Annotated in this window: 21 protein-coding genes; 10 read left to right on the forward strand and 11 right to left on the reverse strand. The window is 46.3% G+C overall.

The window, feature by feature from the left end; genetic code table 11:
- The first annotated feature begins 74 nt into the window (after positions 1–74).
- Together QT973_RS04750 and QT973_RS04755 are read left to right on the forward strand one after the other, a co-directional pair.
- On the forward strand, positions 75–1,655 hold the full coding sequence (locus tag QT973_RS04750; RefSeq protein WP_333052489.1) for a photosystem II high light acclimation radical SAM protein: 1,581 nt from the start codon (positions 75–77) through the stop codon (positions 1,653–1,655).
- Positions 1,656–2,387: 732 nt separating this feature from the next.
- The gene (locus tag QT973_RS04755; RefSeq protein WP_333052491.1) at positions 2,388–2,813 is read left to right on the forward strand and encodes a hypothetical protein; all 426 of its coding nucleotides are present in this window, start codon (positions 2,388–2,390) and stop codon (positions 2,811–2,813) included.
- A 262-nt stretch (positions 2,814–3,075) separates the two neighbouring features.
- Here the strand turns inward: QT973_RS04755 and QT973_RS04760 are convergent, their stop codons facing one another.
- From QT973_RS04760 to ntcA, 4 genes are all read right to left on the reverse strand, one after another.
- On the reverse strand, positions 3,076–3,471 hold the full coding sequence (locus QT973_RS04760; protein WP_333052493.1) for a pre-16S rRNA-processing nuclease YqgF: 396 nt from the start codon (positions 3,469–3,471) through the stop codon (positions 3,076–3,078).
- A gap of 704 nt (positions 3,472–4,175) precedes the next feature.
- Positions 4,176–5,309 (reverse strand): formylglycine-generating enzyme family protein, encoded by a 1,134-nt coding sequence (locus QT973_RS04765; protein ID WP_333052498.1) that lies wholly within the window; start codon positions 5,307–5,309, stop codon positions 4,176–4,178.
- Between the two features lie 360 nt (positions 5,310–5,669).
- Positions 5,670–7,361 (reverse strand): DUF3084 domain-containing protein, encoded by a 1,692-nt coding sequence (locus QT973_RS04770; RefSeq protein WP_333052501.1) that lies wholly within the window; start codon positions 7,359–7,361, stop codon positions 5,670–5,672.
- 77 nt (positions 7,362–7,438) lie between these two features.
- Positions 7,439–8,104, reverse strand: coding sequence for a global nitrogen regulator NtcA (ntcA, locus tag QT973_RS04775; RefSeq protein WP_333272220.1), 666 nt, complete (start codon positions 8,102–8,104; stop codon positions 7,439–7,441).
- Between the two features lie 329 nt (positions 8,105–8,433).
- Between ntcA and fabI the strand changes: the two genes are divergently transcribed.
- Complete coding sequence (fabI, locus tag QT973_RS04780) at positions 8,434–9,210, forward strand: enoyl-ACP reductase FabI (protein WP_333140249.1); 777 nt, start codon at positions 8,434–8,436, stop codon at positions 9,208–9,210.
- A 409-nt stretch (positions 9,211–9,619) separates the two neighbouring features.
- Positions 9,620–10,258, forward strand: a complete 639-nt coding sequence (gene hisB / locus QT973_RS04785) for an imidazoleglycerol-phosphate dehydratase HisB (protein ID WP_333102034.1) — start codon at positions 9,620–9,622, stop codon at positions 10,256–10,258.
- An 80-nt stretch (positions 10,259–10,338) separates the two neighbouring features.
- On the opposite strand, the gene QT973_RS04790 is transcribed toward hisB, so the two are convergent.
- Positions 10,339–11,229 (reverse strand): hypothetical protein, encoded by an 891-nt coding sequence (locus QT973_RS04790; protein WP_333208415.1) that lies wholly within the window; start codon positions 11,227–11,229, stop codon positions 10,339–10,341.
- Positions 11,230–11,384: 155 nt separating this feature from the next.
- Entirely contained in the window at positions 11,385–14,594 is a 3,210-nt protein-coding gene (locus QT973_RS04795) for a glycoside hydrolase family 15 protein (RefSeq protein ID WP_333390745.1), read from the reverse strand.
- Between the two features lie 111 nt (positions 14,595–14,705).
- Here QT973_RS04795 and QT973_RS04800 point away from each other — a divergent pair, with 111 nt between their 5' ends.
- Together QT973_RS04800 and QT973_RS04805 are read left to right on the forward strand one after the other, a co-directional pair.
- A complete protein-coding gene (locus QT973_RS04800; RefSeq protein ID WP_333038037.1) occupies positions 14,706–14,843 on the forward strand; it encodes a hypothetical protein in 138 nt (45 codons plus the stop codon).
- Between the two features lie 207 nt (positions 14,844–15,050).
- The gene (locus QT973_RS04805; RefSeq protein ID WP_333052515.1) at positions 15,051–15,782 is read left to right on the forward strand and encodes a WecB/TagA/CpsF family glycosyltransferase; all 732 of its coding nucleotides are present in this window, start codon (positions 15,051–15,053) and stop codon (positions 15,780–15,782) included.
- Between the two features lie 88 nt (positions 15,783–15,870).
- Here the strand turns inward: QT973_RS04805 and QT973_RS04810 are convergent, their stop codons facing one another.
- Positions 15,871–18,198, reverse strand: coding sequence for a S8 family serine peptidase (locus QT973_RS04810; protein ID WP_333208413.1), 2,328 nt, complete (start codon positions 18,196–18,198; stop codon positions 15,871–15,873).
- Positions 18,199–18,408: 210 nt separating this feature from the next.
- A complete protein-coding gene (locus tag QT973_RS04815; protein ID WP_333390748.1) occupies positions 18,409–19,035 on the reverse strand; it encodes a hypothetical protein in 627 nt (208 codons plus the stop codon).
- Between the two features lie 100 nt (positions 19,036–19,135).
- Between QT973_RS04815 and QT973_RS04820 the strand changes: the two genes are divergently transcribed.
- From QT973_RS04820 to grxD, 3 genes are all read left to right on the forward strand, one after another.
- Complete coding sequence (locus tag QT973_RS04820) at positions 19,136–19,759, forward strand: hypothetical protein (RefSeq protein WP_333390751.1); 624 nt, start codon at positions 19,136–19,138, stop codon at positions 19,757–19,759.
- Between the two features lie 42 nt (positions 19,760–19,801).
- Positions 19,802–20,062 carry a BolA family transcriptional regulator gene (locus QT973_RS04825; protein ID WP_333052524.1) on the forward strand — a complete coding sequence of 87 codons (261 nt, stop codon included), beginning with the start codon at positions 19,802–19,804 and terminating at the stop codon, positions 20,060–20,062.
- A 201-nt stretch (positions 20,063–20,263) separates the two neighbouring features.
- Positions 20,264–20,587, forward strand: a complete 324-nt coding sequence (grxD, locus tag QT973_RS04830; protein WP_333201083.1) for a Grx4 family monothiol glutaredoxin — start codon at positions 20,264–20,266, stop codon at positions 20,585–20,587.
- Between the two features lie 293 nt (positions 20,588–20,880).
- Here grxD and QT973_RS04835 read toward each other — a convergent pair whose 3' ends face one another.
- A complete protein-coding gene (locus tag QT973_RS04835) occupies positions 20,881–21,135 on the reverse strand; it encodes a DUF6761 family protein (protein WP_333101986.1) in 255 nt (84 codons plus the stop codon).
- A 595-nt stretch (positions 21,136–21,730) separates the two neighbouring features.
- Between QT973_RS04835 and QT973_RS04840 the strand changes: the two genes are divergently transcribed.
- Positions 21,731–22,462, forward strand: a complete 732-nt coding sequence (locus QT973_RS04840) for a response regulator transcription factor (protein ID WP_333052527.1) — start codon at positions 21,731–21,733, stop codon at positions 22,460–22,462.
- A 26-nt stretch (positions 22,463–22,488) separates the two neighbouring features.
- Here QT973_RS04840 and QT973_RS04845 read toward each other — a convergent pair whose 3' ends face one another.
- Entirely contained in the window at positions 22,489–22,839 is a 351-nt protein-coding gene (locus tag QT973_RS04845; protein ID WP_333242768.1) for a 4a-hydroxytetrahydrobiopterin dehydratase, read from the reverse strand.
- A 376-nt stretch (positions 22,840–23,215) separates the two neighbouring features.
- On the reverse strand, positions 23,216–24,583 hold the full coding sequence (locus QT973_RS04850; protein WP_333390756.1) for an aldehyde dehydrogenase: 1,368 nt from the start codon (positions 24,581–24,583) through the stop codon (positions 23,216–23,218).
- Positions 24,584–24,700 lie beyond the last annotated feature (117 nt).

Consider the following 24,700-nt stretch of genomic DNA (forward strand, 5'->3'; position numbering starts at 1 on the left):
TTAGACATATTGTAAAGTTATATTAAAAGAATATTAACATAGCTGAAAAAGTTCCACTTTAGGATATGGCAATCATGGAAAACCGAGAAAACCGAGTCCTGTACGTTCGCCTCCCTTGCAATCCGATTTTCCCGATCGGAGTTGTCTATCTTTCGGATCACGTACACAAGCTGTTTCCCGATGTCGAACAGCGCATTTTCGATTTAGGTGCCGTACCCCCCCTGGATTTCGCTAAAGCTTTAGATGCCAGCATAGACGAGTTTAAGCCGACTCTGCTAGTTTTCTCTTGGCGGGACATTCAAATTTACGCCCCCGTGGGCGGCCGGGGCGGCAACCCGCTGCAAAATGCCTTCGAGTTTTACTACGCCAAAAATCCCCTGATCAAGTTCCGGGGAGCACTCGGAGGACTGCGTTTAGCCGCGTCTTACTACACCGAACTCTGGCGCAATTTGGGACTGATTAAGCGCGGATTGAAGCGGGCCCGGAAATACCGCCCCGAAGCTCGTGCAGTGGTCGGAGGCGGTGCTGTGAGCGTGTTTTACGAGCAGTTGGGACGCAGTTTGCCCACGGGCACTGTGGTTTCGGTGGGGGAAGGCGAAGCTTTGCTGGAGAAGTTGATTAAGGGCGAAGATTTGGCCGAGGAAAGGTGTTATGTGGTGGGAGAAACTGTGCCGCGCGCGAAGCTAATTCACGAAAAACCAGCCAACATCGAGAAAACTGCTTGCGACTATAACTACATCGAAACCATTTGGCCAGAATTTTCCTATTATCTACAGGATATGGACTTCTACGTGGGAGTCCAAACCAAGCGCGGCTGTCCTCACAATTGCTGTTACTGCATTTATACGGTGATTGAGGGGAAACAAGTGCGGATCAATCCGGCGGATGAGGTGGTGGCGGAGATTCGGCAATTGTACTCGAGAGGTATCCGCAATTTCTGGTTTACCGACGCTCAATTTATCCCAGCACGCAAATTCATCGATGATGCAGTTGAATTATTGCAAAAAATCATCGCCGCCGGCATGGACGACATACACTGGGCCGCTTACATCCGTGCGGACAATCTCACACCAGAGTTGTGCGATTTGATGGTAAAAACGGGGATGAATTACTTTGAAATCGGCATCACCAGCGGTTCCCAAGAACTGGTTCGGAAAATGCGGATGGGCTACAACTTGCGAGTAGTTTTGGAAAATTGTCGCGATTTAAAAGCAGCAGGTTACAACGATGTGGTTTCCGTTAATTACTCGTTTAACGTCATTGACGAAACCTTTGAAACCATCCGGCAAACTATTGCTTATCACCGAGAACTAGAGCGGATTTTCGGAGCAGATAAAGTAGAACCAGCTATTTTCTTTATCGGGTTGCAGCCGCACACAATTTTAGAAGAATACGCCTTTAAAAAGGAGATTCTGCAACCGGGTTACGATCCGATGAGTTTGATGCCTTGGACAGCGCGCAAATTGCTATGGAATCCCGAGCCTTTGGGTTCCTTTTTCGGGCAAATTTGTTTAGAAGCTTGGCAGCGTAATTCCAATGATTTCGGTCGCGAAGTGATGGCAATTCTGGAGGAAAAACTCGGCTGTGCGGATTTGGAAGAAGCATTAACCGCGCCAGTGGAAATCAAAGACAAACAATTGGCAGCAGTTAATTAATTAATTACCAGGTTCGCAGTCAGGAAGACGGTTCTTTTCAAAAGGGGAAATGGGAGGAAAAATCTATCTTCTGTTTCCCTTTTTATTATTTAATAAATAGGTAAGTGCAAATAAACATTACCGTGTAATATCAAATCCGCCCTTCCGAGTCCTGTATTCATCTCTCTGTTCTCTGACCGAAAGCATCCAGGATACAAGCCCCCGGATTCATTCCTTCGCAGACTCAGGACCCAGAAATAAAAAACCTGTATGCGATAAACAAGCCCCCGAATTTATCCGTGGGGTCAATTCTTTAATCTAAAATCTAAAATCTAAAATCTAAAATCTAAAATCGATTGACTCTGCGTTCTCTGCGTTCTCTGCGGTTTAATCATTCCAATGCAACCGGAATTGATATAAAAGAGTCCGTTCGCGACATGGGGGCGCTGATTCCCGGTTTCTACGAAAATCAAAGGTTTAGTAACGAGAAATATATGAAGAAACCCGGTTTCTCAAATCGGCGTGAACAAGTCATAAAATCTTAAAAATGTCATAAATACAAGAGATTGCTTGCCTGCGATCGCATTGACATACTTGTGTATTTTCACGGGTGTTAGGTGCACAGTTCGCACCTTACTTAAACCGAGGGTATACCGGGTTCCCTGCACCTCTCACCTCTGAGATTAAATATTATTAATATCCAGCAAAGATAGCTTAAGATGTAATTATATAGTTAAAACCAGGAGTAACAGGATGTTTTATAAAGATACAGTTAAGGACATTAAAGCAGTAGTTCTAGTTATGGCGGGGATTAGTGCGATAGGCTTTTTGACCGCCTCAGCAGAAGCAACTGCACTAAATCAACCCGCACCCAACACTTTGGGCAATAATCAACCGCTGCAAATTGCTCAAGTTGAGGGATGTCCGAGGGCCGAAATGGTGCAATTTTTCGCAACGCCCAACTTTTCTATATACATTTGCAAAACCCAGGAAGGCGATATTTTTTACCGCGGCCTTAGCAAAATAAATGGCACCCAAATCAATGTCATGCAAGTAACAGCAGGTGATGACGGAAGTTATGAAGCGACTAACGGCAATATTATCTATTCGATTAATCCCCAACGCCTGCAAGTCCGCCAGAATGGTAAGGTAATTTTGACCGAAGCTGTCATTAAGTAACACTAACTGTTATTTAATGATAAATTCACTAAATTTAGGGTGTATTTTATTTAATATCATGTCCGATCGATTAACCATAATATGCCGATGGGGGCGGGTTTTTAATATTGTCAATTATTGGCAGGTATTGTTGGTGAACCCGCCCCTACAAAAATTGCGATGGCTCGACCGGACATGATTTAAGTTAAAAATTTAATGCCCACCAAAACATATTGATTCCTTAATAATCCAAGAGAATCAATGGTAACGGTTATAAGATTGACTAACTTTTGTTCAAATATCTCTCAATCAAGACGATCGCCACAATATCGTCCACTGGCTTCGGTGGCGTCCGCATTCCCTGGGGAATCAAGCGCGAAAGTCCCGTGGGAGGGTACATTTGCCAGTAGCGTTCCCTCGCTTCTAAACTGCTGTACCTCTCGTCCACCTGAACAATTTTGAGCGCTGGCGACAAACTCTGTGTCAGTTTTTGTTTCCAACTCTTAGAAGTCGTTTGATCTCCGATTACCAATAACTCAATGGGAAACTGTTCGCACAAAGATTGAATAGTAGATATCGCTGCTTCCGACAGCACAACTTGATGGTAGCAGACCTTCTTATCTCTACCCATTACAGCTATGCCGCATTTGTCTTTACCTGGATCGAAACCTAAAATCATATTTATGAGTCCTGTGTTAATAAGTTTGTAGTTGCGATCGAGCGCCAGTCAACTCAATCGCCAACCTATATCTAATCTGATACTTGCATTCTTGAATGTCTCAAAATCTTTGCGGGCGATCGTACTTATTTTGCTTGACTTTTTTGCAGGATTGACATATTATATCATCATGGGAATCCCTGCGGCCATATAATGTCTAAAATCAGAAACCGGGTTTTTGCCATAATCTTTACTTCCAGTTTTAATTTATCGAAAAAACCCGGTTTCTTTTGCCCCCCCGCAGCAATCAGAAACCGGGTTTTTGCCACAATATTTGCTTCCCAGTTTGGATTTATCGAAAAAACCCGGTTTCTTTTGCCCCCCGCAGCAATCAGAAACCGGGTTTTTGCCACAATATTTGCTTCCCAGTTTGGATTTATCGAAAAAACCCGGTTTCTCACAGCAACGCGCACAAATCAGAAACCGGGTTTTTGCCACAATATTTGCTTCCCAGTTTGGATTTATCGAAAAAACCCGGTTTCTCTCACCTCTGTGCAGGCGGTGCGTCGCTGTGAGATTGTCGATTTGATTTGCAAATTACTGATGGCGACGCACCCTACTATCTTGAATCGGGTGCAAAGATGAGTGCAAAAAAAAAAAATTAAAGCGGGCGCAAGAGGGTAAACAGGAAACAGGGAAAAGGGCTAAAGAGTCAAGAAGAGTCCTCACAGATAAGACAGGGAGAAAGGGACAGCCAAAGCAACCGCTACACGAAAACCCCTGCACGGGCCCAAAAAGCCCGAGTAGCGCCGAGGGAAGAAGCTGCGGAAGGCAGCACGGCAATTGACCGCACCGCTCCTCCACGAACCTCCACGCAGCACTCCGCCACTACTTGTTCCAGTTTCCCAAGAACTTCCGTCAATCGGTGCGCCGTCATAGTTAATGTGCACCTTATCGCTGCACCATTCGCTGACCTGACCGTGCATATCATAAAGTCCAAAGGCATTCGGGCCAAAACTCCCTACATCTATCGTTTGTCTGCGAACAAGTCCCTCGGGCGCTGCACCATAGGGTTGATAACCGTTATAATTAACTAAATCCGTGGTAATTGTCTCGCCAAAATAGAAAGGTGTTATAGTTCCGGCGCGACAAGCATATTCCCATTCTGCTTCCGAAAGTAAGCGATAAATCTTGCCTGTTTTTTCAGAAAGTTTCCGGCAGAATTCTACAGCCTGATTCCAGCTTACGTTTTCTACAGGAAGTTTTTCACCTCTAAACTCCGATTGATGATTTCCCATAACTGCTTGGTACTGTGCTTGGGTGAGGGGGTATTTTCCTGCATAAAAAGCTGGTAATGTTACTTGATGCTGCGGACTTTCCTTATCTTTTCTATCTCGCTCTGTTTCTGGCGAACCCATCATAAATGTGCCTCCGGGAATGTAAACCATTTCGAGCACAACTCCATTACCTAAGTCTTCCGGGAAGTAATGAGCCGCATACTTTCTACGACTGTTTTCTTTTCCTTCAGCATCCACTGTGATGACATCAAATTCAAATGTAGGGAGATAGTCTTGAAACTGCGGTTTTATCTTTAAATCATCTCTATCTTTCAGGAGTGAATAGGCAGCAAGTTTCACCTGCATTGATTCCTCGCGCAAAGCTTGCATTATCACATCTAAGCCAGCTTCTCCATATTTGAGTGCTTCGGAGAGGGCGGCGATTCTCACTTCGACAATGGGTGAGGCTAATCGGCTTTTAACACCAGGAATGCCTCCGAGTACCGCAGCATTGACAGGAATTGAATTTTGACCGCCACGGACGGCATCGTATTCTCTGGGTTGATTTTGATTGTCTGACATTACACCGCACGATCCTGCATTTTAATTGAGCAAAATTTTGTTTTGTGATGTCAATATCTCAGGGTTCGATTCTTAGTTTCTTTCTTTGCGCTCTTAGCGGTGCGGTGCGTCGCTGTTAGATTATTGGTGGTGCTTCCAGATTTTTGGTGGCGGTGTACTCTACTAATTGGGTATGGTGCGTCGATGTGAGATTGTTGGTGCTGCTTCCAGATTTTTGGTGGCGACGCACCCTACGATTGCTATATATATGGCGGCACGGATTCCCATGATTTAATGATATGTCAATAGCGCGAAAATGTCAAGCAAAATTGTCATTCGATCGCCCAAAATTTTTCATCAAATTCGATATGTCGATCGCACTTATTTTTTAACTTTCAAATCTCCTGGGCCAGCTTTTTGTTGTCCGGTGCGAAAAACAACGACTCCGTTTTCACGAGCAACTAAATCTATTTTAAGCGGGCCGGCGATGTAAGTGACATCTGCCGCGATCGCCTGAACGTCCAGCGGTTTCTCGTACTGCTGCAATCGCTCGATAAAACCAGCTAAAGTTTCAATCTGACTGTCGGCCACTTGAACTCTACCGCCGACAACGCCGATTAGGCGAGCGCGAAATTGACAAGCTTCTATCAATTGCAGCAACTGCTGCCGCACCTGTTCGTCAGTCAAAGTCACCGGATCGACAGCAACCCCTGCAATCACATCTCCAGCGCGGAACACAACTCGATTGATTTCTGCTTCTGCAAATACCTTAATTAGCTTTTCTTCCCGCAGGTAATTAGCGCCGGCAACAATTCGCACCACGTAGTCTTGACCGTCTTTAATCTGACTAATTAGTTGATCGATTTCTGCTTTAGTAATTTGAATAACCTGATCCCTAACCTTGGTATTTTCCGGCTGCATCAGTCCGACGGTGGTTTTATTTGCTTCTTGCAAAAGCCGATCGATCGCGCGACTCGCCATACCGGGTTCAATAATGCGAACCACGCCAGCAGCTAAAATTTGACCGCGCCTGATAGCAACTGTACCCTCGCGGATTGCCTGAAAGTCGCGTTCCAAAATTTGCACTTGCTGCTGCAAGACAGTTTGTTGCTGTTCGAGTTGAGCTTGTTGCTGTGCCAAGGTTTCTAACAGTGCTTCCCTCTCGGCAATTACTTTGTCGCGCTCGATAATAGTTCGATCGCGCTCGGCGAGATTTTGCATTCGCTGGGCAATTTCCTTGTCTCGCTGGGCAATTAGTTCGTTGCGATCGACAATTTCCTTGTCCCGCTGGGCAATTTCTGCGTCTCGCTTGGCAATTTCTGCGTCTCGCTGGGCAATTTGAGTTTTTACCTGCTCTCGCTGCTCGATTAACTGTTGCCGTTCCTCTTGCAGTTGGGCGATTTCCGATCCTAAAGCCGTTTTTTGAGCAGAAACTGTTTTCAATTGGTTCTGGGTGCGATCGAGCTGAGCTTGTGTAGTCGATCGAATCGTTTCCACCAGTTTCAATTGTTCTTCGGTGCGGGATTTAGCTGCTTCCACGCTCCTGAGCTGTTCTTCTGTCTTAGATTTAGCCGCTTCTACCTGACTTAACTGCTCTTCAGTTTTAGACTTAGCTGCTTGCACGCTGTTGAGCTGGGCCCGCAGCGAGTTTAATTTTGTTTGCGTCAGAGCTTGCTCAGCATTAGCTGCTTGGAGGGATTGATTTATTTGCTCTAAATTGGCTCTAGCTTGCGCTTGAGCGGCTCTGGCTTGAGCTAATTCAGTTTCAACTCGATTTTTTTCTTGAGTGGCTTGGTTGATTTCTCTGCGGGCGTTGTTGAGCCTTTTTTGAATCTCGTCTATTCTAAAAACTCCCGTTCGCAGTGGCTTGCTAGTAGCAAACAAAATGCCCAGAGTCAGTGCTGACAAGATGCTGCCAGCCATCACTGTCACAACAACAGCAGTATCGCGGGGGCGAAGTTTGAACAAGCTCAATCTTGCCTTGCCAACTTTCGTCCCAAGGCGATCGCTGACAGTGGCGATCACACCCCCCAACACTAAAATTACAAATACCAGGATGTATCCAGCAGTCATTCCGATTTTAGATTTTGGATTTTGGATTTTGGATTGAATCTAAAATCCAAAATCCAAAATCCTATACTTTCTCGGCATCAAGTGAATTGCTGGCTTAGGGCCACCGGGTTGTGGACTGTGATCTTTTTCTTGTGGATCGAGATCATGGTTTCTTGCCTGAGATCGCCCAGCAAACGAGTCACCGTTACCCGCGTCGAGCCGATCGCTTCGGCGATCGCCTGGTGGGACAGCTTCAAATCTATCGTAATCCCCTCAGCCCCCGGCACGCCAAAATCCCGGCACAGAATCAGCAAAAAGCTGACGAGTCTCGAACCCATATCTCGGTGCGCCAGCGTTTCAATCATCATCTCGGTTTGCAAAATCCGAGACGACAGTCCCCGCAGCATCACCATCGACAGTTCCGGGTCTTCCTTGAGCGCTTTCTCGACTTGTTCGATCGGCAGCGAGATCAATTCCACCGGCGTAAAGGCTACCGCGTGGTAAAACCTGTCCGATCGGTGTCCCGTAATCAGAGACAGCACCCCAAATACGCTATTTTCGCGCAGGAGGGCGACTGTAATTTCTTCCCCTGCTTCGTAAACCCTGGAGAGCTTCACAGCACCTCTAATGAGAACGTAGACGCGCTCAGCCGGGTCTCCAGGGAAAAAAATTGTCTTGCCCCGTTCAAAGGTTTCCACAATGGGTGGAAACGCCCCGCCGCTGATTTGGCGGAACACGGCTGCTAGCGGTCTATCATGCGTCACGACTAGATCCTTTGTACTAATCAATACTTTATAACTTGCCGATTAACCTTATTGAGTAAATATACTGCCCAACCTCCAATATCCAAGGATTCTGTTACTTCCATCTAATGTTAAGGTAAACACGCACTGTATGATTAAATCTAGCCCTTCTCTTAACTTTTTCAATTCCGCCCCCATGTAGCTCCACAGCAAAATTAATATCAATTGTGTCTCAATTGTGTCTCAATTGTGTCTGAATCAGTTAAATCTGAATCAGTTGTGTCTAAACTGGCGGGGTTGTCAGATATAGCCAATGAGAACGGTGCAAGTTGCTTTTAGATAAACTACAGATGATAGATTTGACCGGAAAAAATGCTCTTGTTACGGGCATTGCCAACAATCGCTCGATCGCCTGGGGCATCGCTCAGCAGCTCCACAAAGCTGGGGCCAACCTCGGCATAACTTATTTGAAGGACGAGAAAGGCAAGCACGAGCGTAAAGTCGCTGAACTGGTGGAACCGCTCAATCCCAGTCTGTATTTGCCCTGCAATGTCCAAGACGAGAGCGAAATTGAGTCTACTTTTAAAACCATCGCCGACAAGTGGGGCAAGTTAGATGTCCTGATCCACTGTCTGGCTTTTGCCGGCAAGGACGAACTTTCGGGAGACTTCACCAACACTTCGCGCCAAGGTTTCTCCAATGCTTTGGATATTAGCGCTTACTCGCTGGTGCGGCTTTGTGCTGCTGCTAAACCCCTGATGGCCGAGGGTGGCAGTATTGTGACGCTGACTTATTTGGGCGGCGTCCGGGTAGTTCCTAACTATAATGTGATGGGAATTGCTAAGGCGGCTTTGGAAATGAATGTTCGTTATCTGGCTGCTGAACTCGGCCCATTAAATATTCGGGTAAATGCGATTTCTTCTGGCCCGATTCGGACTCTGGCTTCGTCAGCAGTTGGCGGTATTCTGGACATGATCCACCACGTTGAGGAAGTGGCCCCGCTGCGGCGGACGGTGACTCAGCAGGAAGTGGGAAATGCTGCGGCTTTTCTGTGCAGCAATCTCGCTAGCGGAATTACGGGTCAAATTTTGTATGTCGATGCCGGTTACGAAATCATGGGAATGTAACAGTTGTCGAGAATTTAGAGTTATGTAGGGGCGGGTTTAGACAATAAACTTTAACTTTAACAAGTAAGTTTGATCTCGCATCTTCTTGCACCATTTTCAAGAACCTGTAGGGGCGGGTTCACCAAAAACTTTCTCCGGTAACAGACAGGTTAAATAAACCCGCCCCCACCCACTCGCATCTTCTTGCACCATTTTCAAGAACCTTACGGGGCGGGTTCACCAAAAAGTTTCTCCGGTGACAGACAGGTTAAATAAACCCGCCCCCACCCACCAAAAATCCCTTGATTGACTGCAGGTGTCTGATGTCAGTTGTATGCACAACCCGCCCCTTGCTTGAGACTCAACACTAAAAAAATCCCGTTCTCAAATTACTAATTATCAATAACTAATGAATGACCAATTGCGAATTATGGAGATAATCGATCGCCCTTCTCTTCCTCCTGCAAATTCAGTTCAACCAGCTAGGGCCGCCCTGGTGAAACGCACGACACTAGAAACGGATGTCACGGCCAGCCTCAATCTAGACGGTGTGGGAACCTGCAAAGCGTCTACGGGGATTCCATTTTTAGACCATATGTTGCACCAGATTGCTTCTCACGGATTGATCGATTTGGACGTGCAGGCGATCGGGGATTTGGAGATTGACGACCACCACACGAACGAAGATGTGGGAATTACCTTGGGCCAAGCCCTAGCAAAAGCTGTCGGGGATCGATCGGGCATTTCTCGCTTCGGACATTTCATCGCACCTTTGGATGAAGCTTTAATTGAGGTAGTGCTAGATTTTTCGGGACGCCCTCACTTAAGTTACAGCTTGGAAATTCCCAACCAGCGGATCGGCACTTACGATACTGAATTAGTGAGAGAGTTTTTTTCGGCGGTGGTGAACCACACTCAAATGACACTGCACATTCGACAGTTGCAGGGCGGAAATTCTCATCACATTGTAGAAGCGGCGTTTAAGGCATTTGCGCGAGCTCTGCGGATGGCGGTAGAAATCGATCCCAGGCGCGCCAGTCGGATTCCGAGTTCTAAAGGAGTTTTGTAGTATGGGGTTTGCAGTAGCGTTTGGGCGCTACTACAAACTTGTAAATTAAAATAGCCCTATTACTCTGTGATTTTTGAGCATTACTCAGTTAATATCTTTCGCATTGATGAGGTAAAGCTACAAATATTTCTGAAAGTAACGGCTCCTTTAACACCTATAAAAGGTTTCACAATGCTATGTCTAGAATTCGCTAAAGGTAGCATAAAATTCACAATAGCATACTTTTCATTGTCTGAGGTAATATCTGTTTCTAAAGTATGCAATTGAAAAATGCTACTATTAAAAATTTGAAAAGGGCTTTCTAAAGCTGCAAACTCTTGGTCAGAAAGTTCAATGTATTGTTCAAAGGTTTTGATAAGAGCGCATAAATCTTCAACCTCAATTGGTTTGGGCGCAGAACTAATGGAAAATGCAACAAGCTGAGTGGTGCCAATCTTTAAGACGATAAATAGATTAACAACATTTTTAGAAGACAGAAGTTTTCTTATATAAAAAGTAATCAGGTATCCGTCAGCCTCAAGGCAACATTTATTCGCCTCCTTTAGTTTCGGTAGATTTGAAGGAGAGGGCATATATGAAGTTCTTCTGGCTTCCTTAAGAGCTTCCATCTCTTTTGTCACATTACACACCCACTCTAAAAGTTCTTTTGCTTCTTGTTGAGACTTCCCTAATTTTATTTCAAAATCATTGATGACTATCGCGTGACAAGCTTCATTCAATAAGTTCTGCAATAGACATATTTCCTGAAACAAAAAGCTAATATTCATCAAGCTTTCACCGGACTGTTTAATATCTTGAAGAATAGATTCAAAAAAACCTCTAGCTTGTCTGGGAGAGGTATTCACTCTTGTTGTAAAACTATTTGGTATTACCTGTTGCACTTCCTGAACAAGTTGCAGGAAAAATTCTACTTCTTCGATCGACAACTGAATCGCAACGTTGTTATCTGCTATTGTAGAAACATTCATCATAATTTTTTCTATCTTGAATTGACTAGACTTGTTGGAAAAGTGGAATAGATTTGTAGTTAGGACAAAAGTCTTTGCTGATGAGTTGGCAATGAAAGGACTGAAGTCCTTACTACAAACAGGTCAATCGAGACTTGTATTAACCACCCGCCCTCAATCTATCCAAACTTTGTCAAGAATCTGAAAGCATCGAGTACATGACTCGCGCAAACGTAAGGCGAAGTATTGTAAAAAGCTTGCCAAGCCGCCGCTTTATCTTCGTCGTATTTATCGGCTCTTTCCGGGTGTTTTCCTTGCCAATTCAGCCGCACTGCGTGACCGACTAATACATCTAAAACGATGTATTCTTCTACTTGCAATTCTGGGTTGCGCTGGGCGATCGCGGCCAACTCCATCAGCGCCTCAATATTTACTTGCCGGTATTCCGGCGCCACAATCTTATTCAGCAAATGCTCGATTTGTAGCGCAAAATTCTTTTCGCCTGGTGTCATTTCCGATAAAATGATATGGCTATCTAACCGATTGCGCCGCTCTAATTTGTCGCCAATTATCAAGCCTTTGCAGTGCCGCAGCAGTCCCCAAACACTCGGATAAAAATCCTTCGGTACGCGATTGACAGTACCTTCCATCTGCCGCTTCCGACGCCATCCTCCCCCAGGCATTGTTGGTTCTTCAGAAACTGGCGCTACTACCCATTCAATATCTTTTTCCGGCTGTTTGACGCGCAGGGATTCTTGCTGTTTGAGGATTTGATTCATTTCCTCGTATTCCGTCAACACTTGGCGCAGGCGATTTTTGATTTCAAAGGGACTTAGCTGCATTAAATGTTCGTAAGCTTCATTTTGCGTAACTCCCAATTCGCGGGCAAACTCGCTAGTCAGCAGCAAAATAAAGTAGCTAACTCTCAGCGTCAGCAGGCCTTTAAATAACTGCGGTTCGGCTTTAATTAGCAGGCCAAGGTAGATGAGAATTTCTTGGGTGAGAACTCGATCGCGAATATCTTCTCCGCAGAATTGGCGAATTTTGTCCATCACTTCCGTGTAAGATCCGGGTCTCGAAATTATCGAATCTTCGCTGTAAGCTTTCCCCACAGCAATCTGTTTTTGTCGCACCAAAATATCTGTCACCGCATCGGATAAGCTGATATCAACTTTGTCCAGCAAACCTGCGGCATGGCGGATGACTGCCCATTGGATTTTTGATTGCGAACTTTCTCCAGCTTTTATATAAACTTCGTTGAGCAAATCCACAACTTTAACTGTTTCTTCCGCCCCTCCAAATCCTGTATCAAAGTTTAACCCTTTGAGGCGAACCAAGGTGTGCAGCAGCTCAATTTGTTCGTACAAATTTTCTGATTCGCGCAGGCTAGTCAGCAAAAATTGAGTATTAGTTTCGCACTCTAATTTAAATTCTTGCGTATGACCCAGAGGCCAAGTTTTTTCAGGATTGTAACCGAGATATCTGGGAGTTTCGACTGCACCTGTAACTGGAGATTCTGTGAATTCAAAATCGTGCATGAAATCAATTCTCTCCGTGCCAGCGGTCAGCATTAACTGCTTAATATTTCCAAGTTTAACTGGCGTATTGTTACAGTGTCCATCCCGGAATTCCTTCATTAATTCTAACAACACTTCCCGACCGGTTTCCAGCATCGTGTGAGTCAGCATCAGCGTTACCGTAGGGCGTCCCAACTGATACCAGTGGCGGTGAATGTGAGCTATTTCGCTCTTGATTTGAGCTACTAAAAAATGGTAATCTAAAGTTAAGTAAAACTCTTGTCTGTTCAAAAATGAGGGAAGAAATACGATCGCCTCTTCGCGAATTTTAAACACCCGAGAAGTTGTTAAACTCCGCAAACGGCGCACGGGGCGGCCGGTTAAGCCTAATTGGTCGTTTCGTCCAATTTGCGTGTAAATAGCTGATAATTCTTTAGTCTGGCGGACTTGAATAGGTTCTACCTGTTTTGGGGTTTGCGCGGCAATGCCGTTAGCGGCTAATTCTGCTTGCAAATCTTCGTCTTCAGCTAACAGTGCAATTTGCACTAAAGGTTCTCTGTGTTGGTCCACTGACAGATGCCTTCCCAGCGGATCGATATCGCCCACTGCGATTAATCCTTCATTTAGCAATTGACCGAGAAAATACAGACTTTGGGCCCAAACTAGGGGAATATTTTCATTGGGTAAGCGCTGCTGGCTGCTGGGATTTAGCTTTTCTGCTTCTATATTTTCGGCGGGGACGTAGTACAATTCTGGTAGTAGCGGCACACCAGAGCGATCGACTGCTAAAGATTCCAAACGCTGCTGGTACTCTTGCACTTGGGCTTGATTTCCCTGAAATATGCCGTCCAACAATAAATAAGTGAAAAATAGCGGCCACTCGCATTCAATGTGCTCGAACTGCCTTAATTCTGTGGGCTCGTAGTGCAGGCGATCCGCATCTTCCAACACTGTTTGGTGTCCGTCCCGCAGAAACCGCTTGCAGCCGTATTTTCCTTGCAATTTGTCAATAATCTTATTTCGAGTCCGTTCTATTAATTCTCGATCTTCCACAGCAAAAGCCGGAAAACTAATCACACTCAATAAAGCGGCATCTACTTCTTTTGAGCTAGATTCGCGAGGCAAAAGCGATTCCAAAGTTATGCGACTTCGGGCAATTTCGTCTGGCAAAACGTGAATCACCGATGCTTGAGAACCTTTAATCCCGAACAAATCCAACCCATTTATTGCTTCCAGCGCTGCTTTTGCCATGCCAACTGAACTGGCGTTCAATTCTGCATTGCCGCGATTAATTTTATGACCTCTTTCCCAAATTCCGTAATCCGGCGTGCGGTAGGCTCTACCGATGTAGTAAACTAAATTTTGCACGAAATTGACTTCATCAATTGTAAAAATTACGTGCAGCCCGGAAGCCGTCATTTGAGCAAGAATTAATAAAAATATAGATGTAGCGTCTAACTGTAAATGTCCCCACTTGTCATCACCGACAACAATACCTCCAGTTTGAGTATTGTATTTAGCGTGCAGGGCATCTAGCGGCGACTGAGTATTTTTAAAACGTTCTACTTTGCTCGATTGCTGCATCATCGCAAACAGCAAGCCGCGCATCAGTTTGACTGTGCTGTGTTCGAGTTCAAATGTCCTGCCCTGATCGCCATCAATTTTGCGGTAAGCTAAACCCAAACCCCAAACCGCGAGAATGCTGTACACGTTGTCGCGCACCCAGGCATCGGTGTAGTCGCCGTGAGCGTTAACGGCGGTACTCGCGGGCAGCAAACCAGTAATTGGGTTCTGGCGCTTGAGGATGATGGTTTTGATTTGCTCGTAGTAATAATCTAACCTGGTTTGCCGCTGGTTTTTTGCGATCGCCATTTCGTTTTCCTTGTTTTTCCTGATGCGAGCCGAATTGGGGTGAATAGACTTTTAAATATATCAGAGATTAGATCATTTCTCAAGTTATCTAAACACAAAAAGGTAATTGCCATGTCTACGCAAAACCACAATAACAACAGCGTTCCTTTCGTGAAAGTTGTCTACTCCACAGTGAAAATTAATGGTAAAATTGAGCTAGTACCCATGGAATGGTACGCAGACGGCTCTGTCAAAAAAATCGAACGCTAATGCTCGATCGCACTTGGCGGGCAAACTCTAATGAACTTGCGCGACTCGTCGCTTACAAAAAAACCGGTTTCTGGGCCACAGAACGATGACTTAACAGACTCTTGGTGGCACAAACCGGGTTTTTTGCGACCAAAACTGGTCTAGCGTCGATCGCCAATCTAAGCTAATTTAAATAACTAGGTGTGTAGGAATCTCAAAGAAAAAAATATGGATCGATCGCGCCCGCAATTTTCAGTGCTGGGACTACCAGTTCACATATTAGATGATTATGCAGGTTGGCTGATGGAGCGTCTGCATCAAGGGTTAGGAAGTCATGTGGTGACTTTGAATGCTGAAATGGCCATGCAAGCCGAGCAAAATCAGGCCTTAGCAGATGTAATCCGCAAAGCGGAACTCGTGATTCCCGACGGTTCGGGAGTGGTGTTGTACTTGCGGCTGCGTGGCAAACCGGCACAGCGCTATCCGGGGATTGAATTAGCAGAATCGCTGTTAGAAGCTGCCGGAAACTTGCCGAATTCTGAATCAATATTTTTCTTCGGAGGTCACCCCGGAATTGCGGAGGCGGCAGCAGAAAATTGGCAGCAAAAAGTTAAGGGATTGTCGATTGTTTCTCAGCATGGATATCTCTCGCCACACGAACAAAAAGACTTGGATCAAAGCTTGAAAGAAATGCAGCCAAAACTGATTTTTGTGGGCTTGGGAGTGCCGCGCCAAGAGTTTTGGATTGCCGAACACCGGCATCTTTGTCCTGATTCGATTTGGGTGGGAGTTGGCGGCAGTTTTGATATTTGGGCGGGCAAAAAAACTCGCGCCCCTGCTTGGTTTTGCGACAATCATTTAGAATGGTTGTATCGGCTTTATCAAGAACCTTGGCGGTGGCGGAGGATGTTGGCTTTGCCACAATTTGCCTTGAAAGCTTTGGGGGATTTTCGAGCTTAAAAATGCCACAATAAAATAGGTTTGTAGTGAGGACTAAAGTCCTCATAAAATTATCAGGAATTCAGTCCTCACTACGAACCGATCGCGATTAAACAATGTAAGGAGAATCGATCGCCTTTGCCCGATTAATCGCCACCAAAGTCTGGTAAATCAAAGCCGAAATCTCACCGCGGGTAATGTCCCGCAGCGGCGAAAGCCAATCGCGGGAAGGATAATTAACCACAATCTTCAAAGCAGTTGCTGTGCCGATCGCACTTAAAGCATAATTAGGAATTTGAGAGCGATCGGTGTAAACTTTCAAAGTATCAGGATTGCCGCCCTTAAGTTCCAAACCGTTAACCAAAGACACGATCGCATCAGCCTTAGTTAAATTCTGATTCGGGCCGAACTTCAACCCCGGAAACCCCGCCAAAAACCCCCCCCGATTTGCCCGTTCGATCGCACTTCTCGCCCAAAAAGTAGCAGAAACATCAATAAAATTTGTAGCCGGCACCCTCGGAATCGGACTAAACGCACTCACCAACAGCGCCGCATATTGAGCACGGTTTAAACTGTCATCAGGCCTAAAAGAACCGTCAGGAAAACCGCTAATTATATTCGCCGCAGCCAAAGCTTCAATAAACTTCTGTGCCCAATGTCCAGAAATATCGCTGAACACTGTACCCCCGATATTCGGATTGCCGCCGCCCTTTCTCACCGCAGCTTGCACAGCTTTAAAAGCATTCACTTTCCCGTAACCAAACCAATCGCTGCGGCCGTTGTTAGGATCGTAATTTCCCATGCGATTGCCCAACTGGGGATCGGGATCGGGATCGACAATTTTCTCAGCAGTTTGTTCGAGAATTCCCCGCACTTCCCGCGCCGTCAAACGGGGGTTAGCCGAAAGTATCAACCCTGCAACCCCAGCGACTACTGGAGTGGCGCTGGAAGTACCGCCAAAAGTATCAGTATAGTCCCCCCAGTCGTAGCCCCGATTGCCCACTCGATCGGCAGTAAACACCCCCAAACCGGGCAAATACTGCGTCACCTCCGGCGGCGTGCCGATAAATCCGGTTTCTGGCAACCAAGTTCCCGGCGGCGCGTTGTTGCTGGGGGCGCAAACCGAGATGCTGGTGCCCCAATTGCTGTAGGCTGCTTTTTTGTTGAGGGAAGTGGAAGCGCTGACGGCAATTACGTCGGGGTGGACGGCAAATCCTGCCAGCCATCTAGTTTGACCGCCCAGGACGTTGTTGGGCCAGCCTTTCTCGTTAATTGTGCCGTTGACTGGGCGGTTGGCATTGCCGGCAGCGAACAGAATAACGCAGCCTCTGCCGCCCCGCCCTTGGGTTGCTGCTTTGGTGATAACGGCACTCTGCCGCAGGGAAAGGGGATAGTAAACTGCCGCAGGCCCCCAACTGCAAGAAATGACGGCGGCACCTTTTTCGATCGCCCAATTAAATATTTTTTCGACAGAATCGTCATCGAGAAAACCCGTGGTACGAATGGGCATCAGGGCGCATCCGGGGGCGACGCCGACAATGCCTTTGCCGTTTTCTTCAGCAACGGCGACGCCGGCACAACTTGTGCCGTGGTTGTCTGAGTCGGCGACTGGCATCGGGGAAGTGTCGCCCTCTTTGAAATCGATGGGTGAGACGATTTTGCCTTGGGCTTGAAAATCCGGGTGGGTGATGTCAACTGCATCGTCGGCGATCGCAATTACGATCGATCGAACTCCGCGAGTCAGGTTCCAAGCTGGTTCTGCATAAATTTGAGCACCGCCGACAAGTTCCTTGCCGCCTTTGTTGTTGAGATACCACTGTTTGGGATAAAGCGGATCGCGGGGCGTGTAATGCTGCTGCGTCTCTACTAAAATGTTGGGTTCTGCTACGAGAACTTCTGGATATCTTGTCAGGCGGTTGGCAATTTTGACCGGGTTTTCTGTTGCTTGTTTGGTGACGAAGCAGACGAAGGTGTTGGGAATTCCTTCTACTGGCCGGACTATTTTTAAAGCTGCTGCATTGGCGATCGCCTTTCGCGATTCTTCGTCTACTTGTTCGCCAAATTGAATGGTAATTTGGTCGGTTAAATAAAAGAATGTACTGGGATTGTTCGCGGGGCAATAGACGTGGCTGGCAAAAGCTACGGCATCGCTGGCGCGCGCTGTTTGCATTGCTGCTTCTAGGCGATCGGCTGAAACGAGATATTCTTCGAGATTACTTTGGCCGACGCGGCGGTTGAGTTTTGCCCCAGTTGTTGCAGCCCAATCGTTTGAGGCTGATGCTGTTGGTGAGGGGCGGACTGTAAAGCGATCGTCCGCTTTTGACAGCAGCAATTCATCGCCGCCGCGCTGCAAAATCAGTGGGAGACTTTCATCGGGAACTCCAATTCCTTGATAGTTTTGGAGAGTCTCGGAGGTGGGTTTGCTTGGTTGTACCATCAGAAATGTTCCTGTTTGATTTTGATGTAGATTTATCAAACATATTTATAAGCTGTCAGGGAGGTTTTTGCTATGAGGGGTTTGAATCTGTAACTAACAGCGGTAGTTTTTCCATCAGTCCGCGTCGGACTTAGTTTGTGCGATCGCGTTGCTAGCGGTGTCAACCGCCAAGTCTTTTTCGATATCAGCGAGTTTTTCAGATAAACACGCTCAAATAAACACGCTAGGATTAATATTAAAAAATTCTCCCAGCGCCTTAGCTTGCGCCTTGCTAATCGCCCGTTTCCCATTAACCACCTCAGAGACTACTCCTTTGGAACCAATCACGCCCACTAAATCGGCTTGTTTGAGTTCGCGAACTTCCATGAGATGCAATAGAACATCCTGGGGAGTCGCTTCTGGAATTGGGTAATACTTGGCTTCGTATTCTTCGATCAACAGAGCCCAGAGACTCAGTAAAGTTTCTTCTTCTACTGTTAATTCTTCCTTAGACATCAGAAAATCGACTTGTGCGAGGGCAAGATCATTATCTTCTTCGTTCAGGATTGGCTTAGGCTGAGATTTAGCCAGCAGTTGACCGTATGCTGTTCTTTCAATTGCCATATTCATGGTTCGTTCGATTGTTGAATTAGATCGGGACTTACCCATCAAAACCATTGAAACCGGGTTTTCCACCATTTTTAAACCCTCAAAGGCAGTATTTAGGTAAAAAAACCCGGTTTCTGCGTCCAGGACTAGATTGCCGGGATCTGTCCAATCCCCCGCGATTTCCTGGTTCAATCCAAAATCTAAAATCCAAAATCTAAAATCCAAAATCGATCGCCCACCCTTTGACATTTCAACAAATTTGGTTTACACTTAGCCGGTTGCGATCGCCAATGGTAAGATCGGCTCAAGCTAAATATTTTTTTAAAGCGCATAGGCGCAAAGTAATTTCATGGTATACTCTGGAACTGTTTGCTGGCTTCGCTCCACTGCCCGGATTACGATCGGGGCGATCGCAGCTTTTACCCTGTTGCAACCGATCCAAGTCCAAGCACAACAACCTTCTGGGCCAGAGAACCAACCGCAAATCGAGCCCGCCGACGACCCCACAGACCCCAACAATCTTCGCCCTCTGACGCAAGACAGCAGTCTGCTGAGCGTCCCAGGAGGCCAGCGTTTGATGACAGAAGCCAGCAGTGCTATTTCCTCTCAGAATTACGCACTGGCTACTCAAAAACTCCAAGAATCCCGCCAAATTTTCAATCAACTGTCCAACTTCTACCAACAACTGGGTAGCAGTTTTGCCGGAATTGACATCCGCTTGGCGGAAAGCCACCGCACCAAAGCTGTAGAAACGGCCCAAATGCGCGACGAAGCTACCTACCGGCTGGCGTTGGTACACCGGGCGCAAAATAAGCCCGAACTGGCTGTGCCCCTGCTGATTCAGATTATTCGATCGCAGCAGCCAACTCGCGACTTGGGCAAGAAAGCTTACCAGCAGTTACTGGAATTGGGTTTTGTGGATTCGCCCTTTCCCCGGCCTGCCAGCACTCAACCGCGATCGTCTAACAAATAGTTCCACTAAAATCTAAATTACAGCCGTTTATCAGAGAAACCAATGGTTACACCGTCTCAAGTAGCAGAAATGATTAAGGCAGGGTTGCCCGACGCTAAAATACAAGTTGACGATTTGACCGGTGGCGGTGACCACTACCAGGCGAGAGTCGTCTCTGCAGCCTTTGAAGGAAAAAGCCGAGTACAGCAGCACCAACTGGTATACGGCGCTCTCAAACAGGCAATGGCTAGTGAAGCCATCCACGCTTTGGGCTTGGAAACCTTAACTCCTGCAGAATGGGAAGCGAAAAGTCAAGCTGCTTAATTGTTGAGCGGCAATTGGGTATCACAAGTTTGTGCTTGTGTCAAGAGTTGCTTGAAATACAACTGCTGCACTTACCCACAAAAACCAAAGAAACCGGGTTTTTTAACCGGAATCTATGGCTGTAACGAAAGATTTTCCTAAAAAACCCGGTTTCTGCGTCAGTCAACGTTTAAAAATTTTCAAACAATATTAGGACCTACCATGAGTACAACAGCACATCAAAGAATTGACGAGTTGGTTAAGCAAAACAAAATCATGGTGTTTATGAAGGGCAATAAGTTAATGCCCCAGTGTGGTTTTTCTAATACTGTGGTGCAAATTCTCAATACTTTGGGAGTGCCTTACGAAACTGTTGATGTTTTGGCAGACCAGGAAATTCGTCAAGGCGTTAAAGAGTATTCCAACTGGCCGACAATTCCTCAAGTTTATATCAACGGCGAATTTGTTGGTGGCTCGGATATTATGATCGAGATGTATCAAAAGGGCGAATTGCAAGAAGTTGTAGAAGTGGCTTTGGCTTCTTAAATTAGACAGAAAAAACATATCCCCGACTTCTTAAAGAAGTCGGGGAAATAACAGCAATCGCGTTTTACGTTGAATTAGGTTGATTTACTTAATTATTCGTTACCAGGCAAAGCCTAGGAACGCAATGCAGTCGGCTAGGCATCGAATTTTTAGGCTCCCAAAGCGAGGCCGAGCCTGTGGACATCGGTTCCGAGGCATAGCCAGGGAACCCGTTAAAATTGCCAATTCCCAATTCCCAATTCCCAATTCCCAATTCCCAATTCATCAAGGGTTTATCAAACCGAATTTGCTATTTAATAGTAGTCTGATTCAGCCTGTGTCTGTGTCTGTGGCATTGCAAAATTGGAGGGGTCGTGAATGTAACGCGCTGCTTCTTCCTCTAGTCTGTGAATCAGATAGGGCTCCAAACTGTTGGAGTGCCGCAGGGCTGCTAAATAGCCGTCTAAGTAAAGCCGTAGGTCATCAAAGCGATAACCTCTATTCCACATTTCGACGAGGGCGTCGGTGAGTTTTTGGTAGTGCCGGATTGTTTGGGTGTCTTGTAGCATGGTATGAGCTTGAAATCCTTTGTGGTTTGTATAATGACGGCGGGATTTAGGAATGGCCTCGATTGATGCTGAGTGGCTCAGCTTGAAGCTATTTCTAAATAAAAGTTTTTACCCTGCTCAACAGGCTACCCTCCATAAAAAATTTCACTCGTTGCAATGCAGTTGCTCGACTTTTTGCGCGCACCTAGATAATTCGCTGTGCGTTTAATTGAGTCGGGATGTGGCTGAATTTGACGGTCAAAGTGGCTGAGTGTTCCGGCTACCGAGCGAACGGTTGGAGGAATTCTAGTTTCACTTGCGCGATTTGTCAACCTCCTGGGATTGGGGGCTGGGTCGGGGGGATCGCTTTTGGCAGGCGGTTGGGGCATGGGATCGATCGGCTTTACACTGTCTTATTTTCATTGTAAGCTTACCGCCAGAATGATTTCACCTTTCTGCAGGCTGACTCTGCCAAATTAACCCAATCTTTAAAATTCGTACCCTAGCTATGTCCGCTGCTTTAAACGCAGCTAATGCTTGAGTAGCGATGGTTACAAAAGCTTGACAAAAGCTCTGTTAACCTTGTAGCAATTAGTGATATGGGAAGCTCGCCTCTGTGGAATCTGCAAGTATTTCAATTGTTGAAGGGAATCCGCACCTGCGATCGCTCTTGGGCTGGCATCTACAGCAAGTCGGTCACTGGGTGCACCAGTCAGCGGATATCAGTCACGCTAGGGAAATATTTTTCAGCCGCCAGCCAACCCTAGTCATTCTGGATGCCCAATTGCCTGATGGGGACGGTTTGGAATTTTGCAACTGGCTGCAACAGCAGCAGCAGTCGCTGATTTTGATGCTGTCGGCGCGGAATTCGGAATCGGATATTGTTGAAGGTTTGAAGGCGGGGGCAGACGATTACCTGACTAAACCCTTTGGGATGCAAGAGTTTATGGCCAGGGTGGAAGCTCTGATGCGCCGTAACCGCACGATGCTACCGCCGGCGACGCTGGAGTGCGGGCTGCTGAAAATTGATTTGGTGCAGCGCCGAGTCAGGTTGTACGAGGAACATATTGAGCTGACTCCCCAGGAATTTAGCCTGCTGTACGTGCTAGCTCAAGCTGGAGGAGTGCCGCTGTCGCGCTCGGATTTGCTGCGTCGGGCTTGGCCCGATGCGATTGATAACCCCCGGACGATCGACACTCACGTACTCTCTCTGCGTAAAAAAATCGAAATCGACCCGCGACAGCCGAGCCTGATTCAAACTGTACGGAATGTCGGCTACCGACTGAATCTGGAGTTGTTGAATAATGCTAATCAACATTCACCAGTGCCCAGGGCGGTGCTTTCTTAAACTGCGATCGGGCTATAAGTCTGATTTTATTTTGGGAATTGATTGGCGATCGCATCTGTTTTCGCAGCCATAATAAAATCATTGCGGTGCAGTCCAGGAATCTCGTGAGTCCACCAAGTAACGGTAACTTTCCCCCACTCGGTTAACAGTGCGGGGTGATGTCCTTCAGTTTCTGCTGCTTCGCCGACGCTGTTTGTAAAGGCGATCGCACTTTTGAAATCCGGGAATTCGTAAGTGCGTTCTATTTGGGGAATGCCATTTTTTTCGATCAAATTCCAGTCGGGAATTTGAGGTTTTAGCTGGACAATTTCGTAAGCTGTGACGCGGGCAGAGTTTGGGCTGCAGGCTGCACAGCGTTCTGTTGCTAAAGGTTCCATAAATTGCTGTTTAGCGAGAAGATGCTAAAAGATATTATAGACATTTCTAATCTGAATTATTTTGAAGGGCAACTGTCCTTTAGGATTGACATCTTGCACCATTTTTAATAAGCTTTTTATGGGCGGGTAGGATGCCCAACCCACAAGAAATTCACTCTTTGTGGAACAGGCCGGAAAGCCTGTTCTTGAGAATGGTGCAAGGCAGACATTGCGATCGAAATCGTTCATAAAACAGATGAGCAATCCTTTAAAATTTATGGAAATAATCGTTCACCGTGGAATCGGTTGACCGATAATATCAGGAATGGGCGGGTTCATTTGGCTATCTCGGTGATATTGTAAACGTTGGCGAACCCGCCCCTCCAAGTGCGATCGATCAACCGATAATTTTCTTAATCAAATCCAACTTACCCTTATAGGGAGCGTACCGCCATTTTAAGTCAAGTAAAAATGACTTTTGCAGCACGCTTTTTTGATGCGAAAAGGTATCAAAACTTGCTTTTGCGTGATAGCTACCGATGCCGCTGTCGCCAACTCCGCCAAAAGGTAAATCTTTTACTCCCACTTGCATAACCGTGTCGTTGAGACAAACTCCCCCCGAAGAAGTTTCCCGCAAAACTCGCTCTTGTTTCTCTTTATTTTTAGAGAACAAATACAAAGCTAAAGGTTTGGGACGGGCGTTGATTTGGGCGATCGCCTCCCCGAAATCATCATACTCCAAAACTGGCAAAATCGGCCCGAAAATCTCATCCTGCATCACCGGCGAATCCCAGGAAACACGATCTAAAACCGTCGGTGCAATATATCTATCTTCCGGTTTCACTTCCCCACCGACGACAATTTCTCCATCTTTGATAAACGCACTCAAACGGTCTAATTGCCGCTGGTTGATAATCCGCGAATAGTCGGGACTTGTTTGCGGATTGTCGCCGTAAAATTCGTGAATGGCTGTTTTAATTGCTGTCATCAAAGCAGGTTTAACTTTTTTATCAACTAATAGGTAATCGGGAGCGATGCAAGTTTGTCCGGCATTGAGAAATTTGCCCCACGCAATGCGTTTTGCTGTGTATTCAACCTGAATGTCTGAGTCTACAATGCAAGGACTTTTTCCACCTAATTCTAATGTGACAGGTGTCAGGTGTTTAGCGGCAGCTTCCATGACTATTCTACCGATTTTAGTGCCGCCTGTAAAGAAGATGTGGTCAAATTTTTCGGCTAGCAATTGTTGGCTGATTTCGACTCCTCCTTCGACGGCGGCTATATAGGCGGGATCGAAGGTTTTGGATATCAGGTCGGCGATAACTTCGGAGGTGTGCGAGGCGATTTCCGAAGGTTTGAGAAGTGCACAGTTGCCGGCGGCGATCGCCCCGACCAAAGGTGATATCATTAGCTGAAATGGGTAATTCCAAGGCCCGATGATTAAAACAACGCCCAAAGGTTCAGGGTAAATGCGGGCCGATGCTGGGAATTGATCTATCGAAGCAGCCACTTTTCTCGGCTTTACCCACGATTTGAGGTTTTTGATGGCATAATTAACTTCGGCGATCGATGCGATTTCAAGATAAGCCTCGAATTCCGGCCGACCGAGGTCTGCCTTGACGGCATCGACTATTCGTGATTGATTAAGTTCGATCGCACTTTTAAGTTTTTTGAGTTGTTCAAGCCGAAAATCCACATCTTTCGTTTTCCCAGTCGCAAAAAATTGCCGCTGCTGCTGGATAATATCGCTGACGCTGATTACCATTTTTTGTCCTCCATGTCTATAAATAAATGTTACAACAGGAAAACGGAACTTGGGTAAAGTGCGATCGGTGTTAAAGCGCAGACCTCTTGAAAAAGTCTGCGATCGGGGCTTTATGCT

The sequence above is a fragment of the Microcoleus sp. Z1_A1 genome (genome assembly GCF_036700305.1).
Taxonomy (GTDB): domain Bacteria; phylum Cyanobacteriota; class Cyanobacteriia; order Cyanobacteriales; family Microcoleaceae; genus Microcoleus.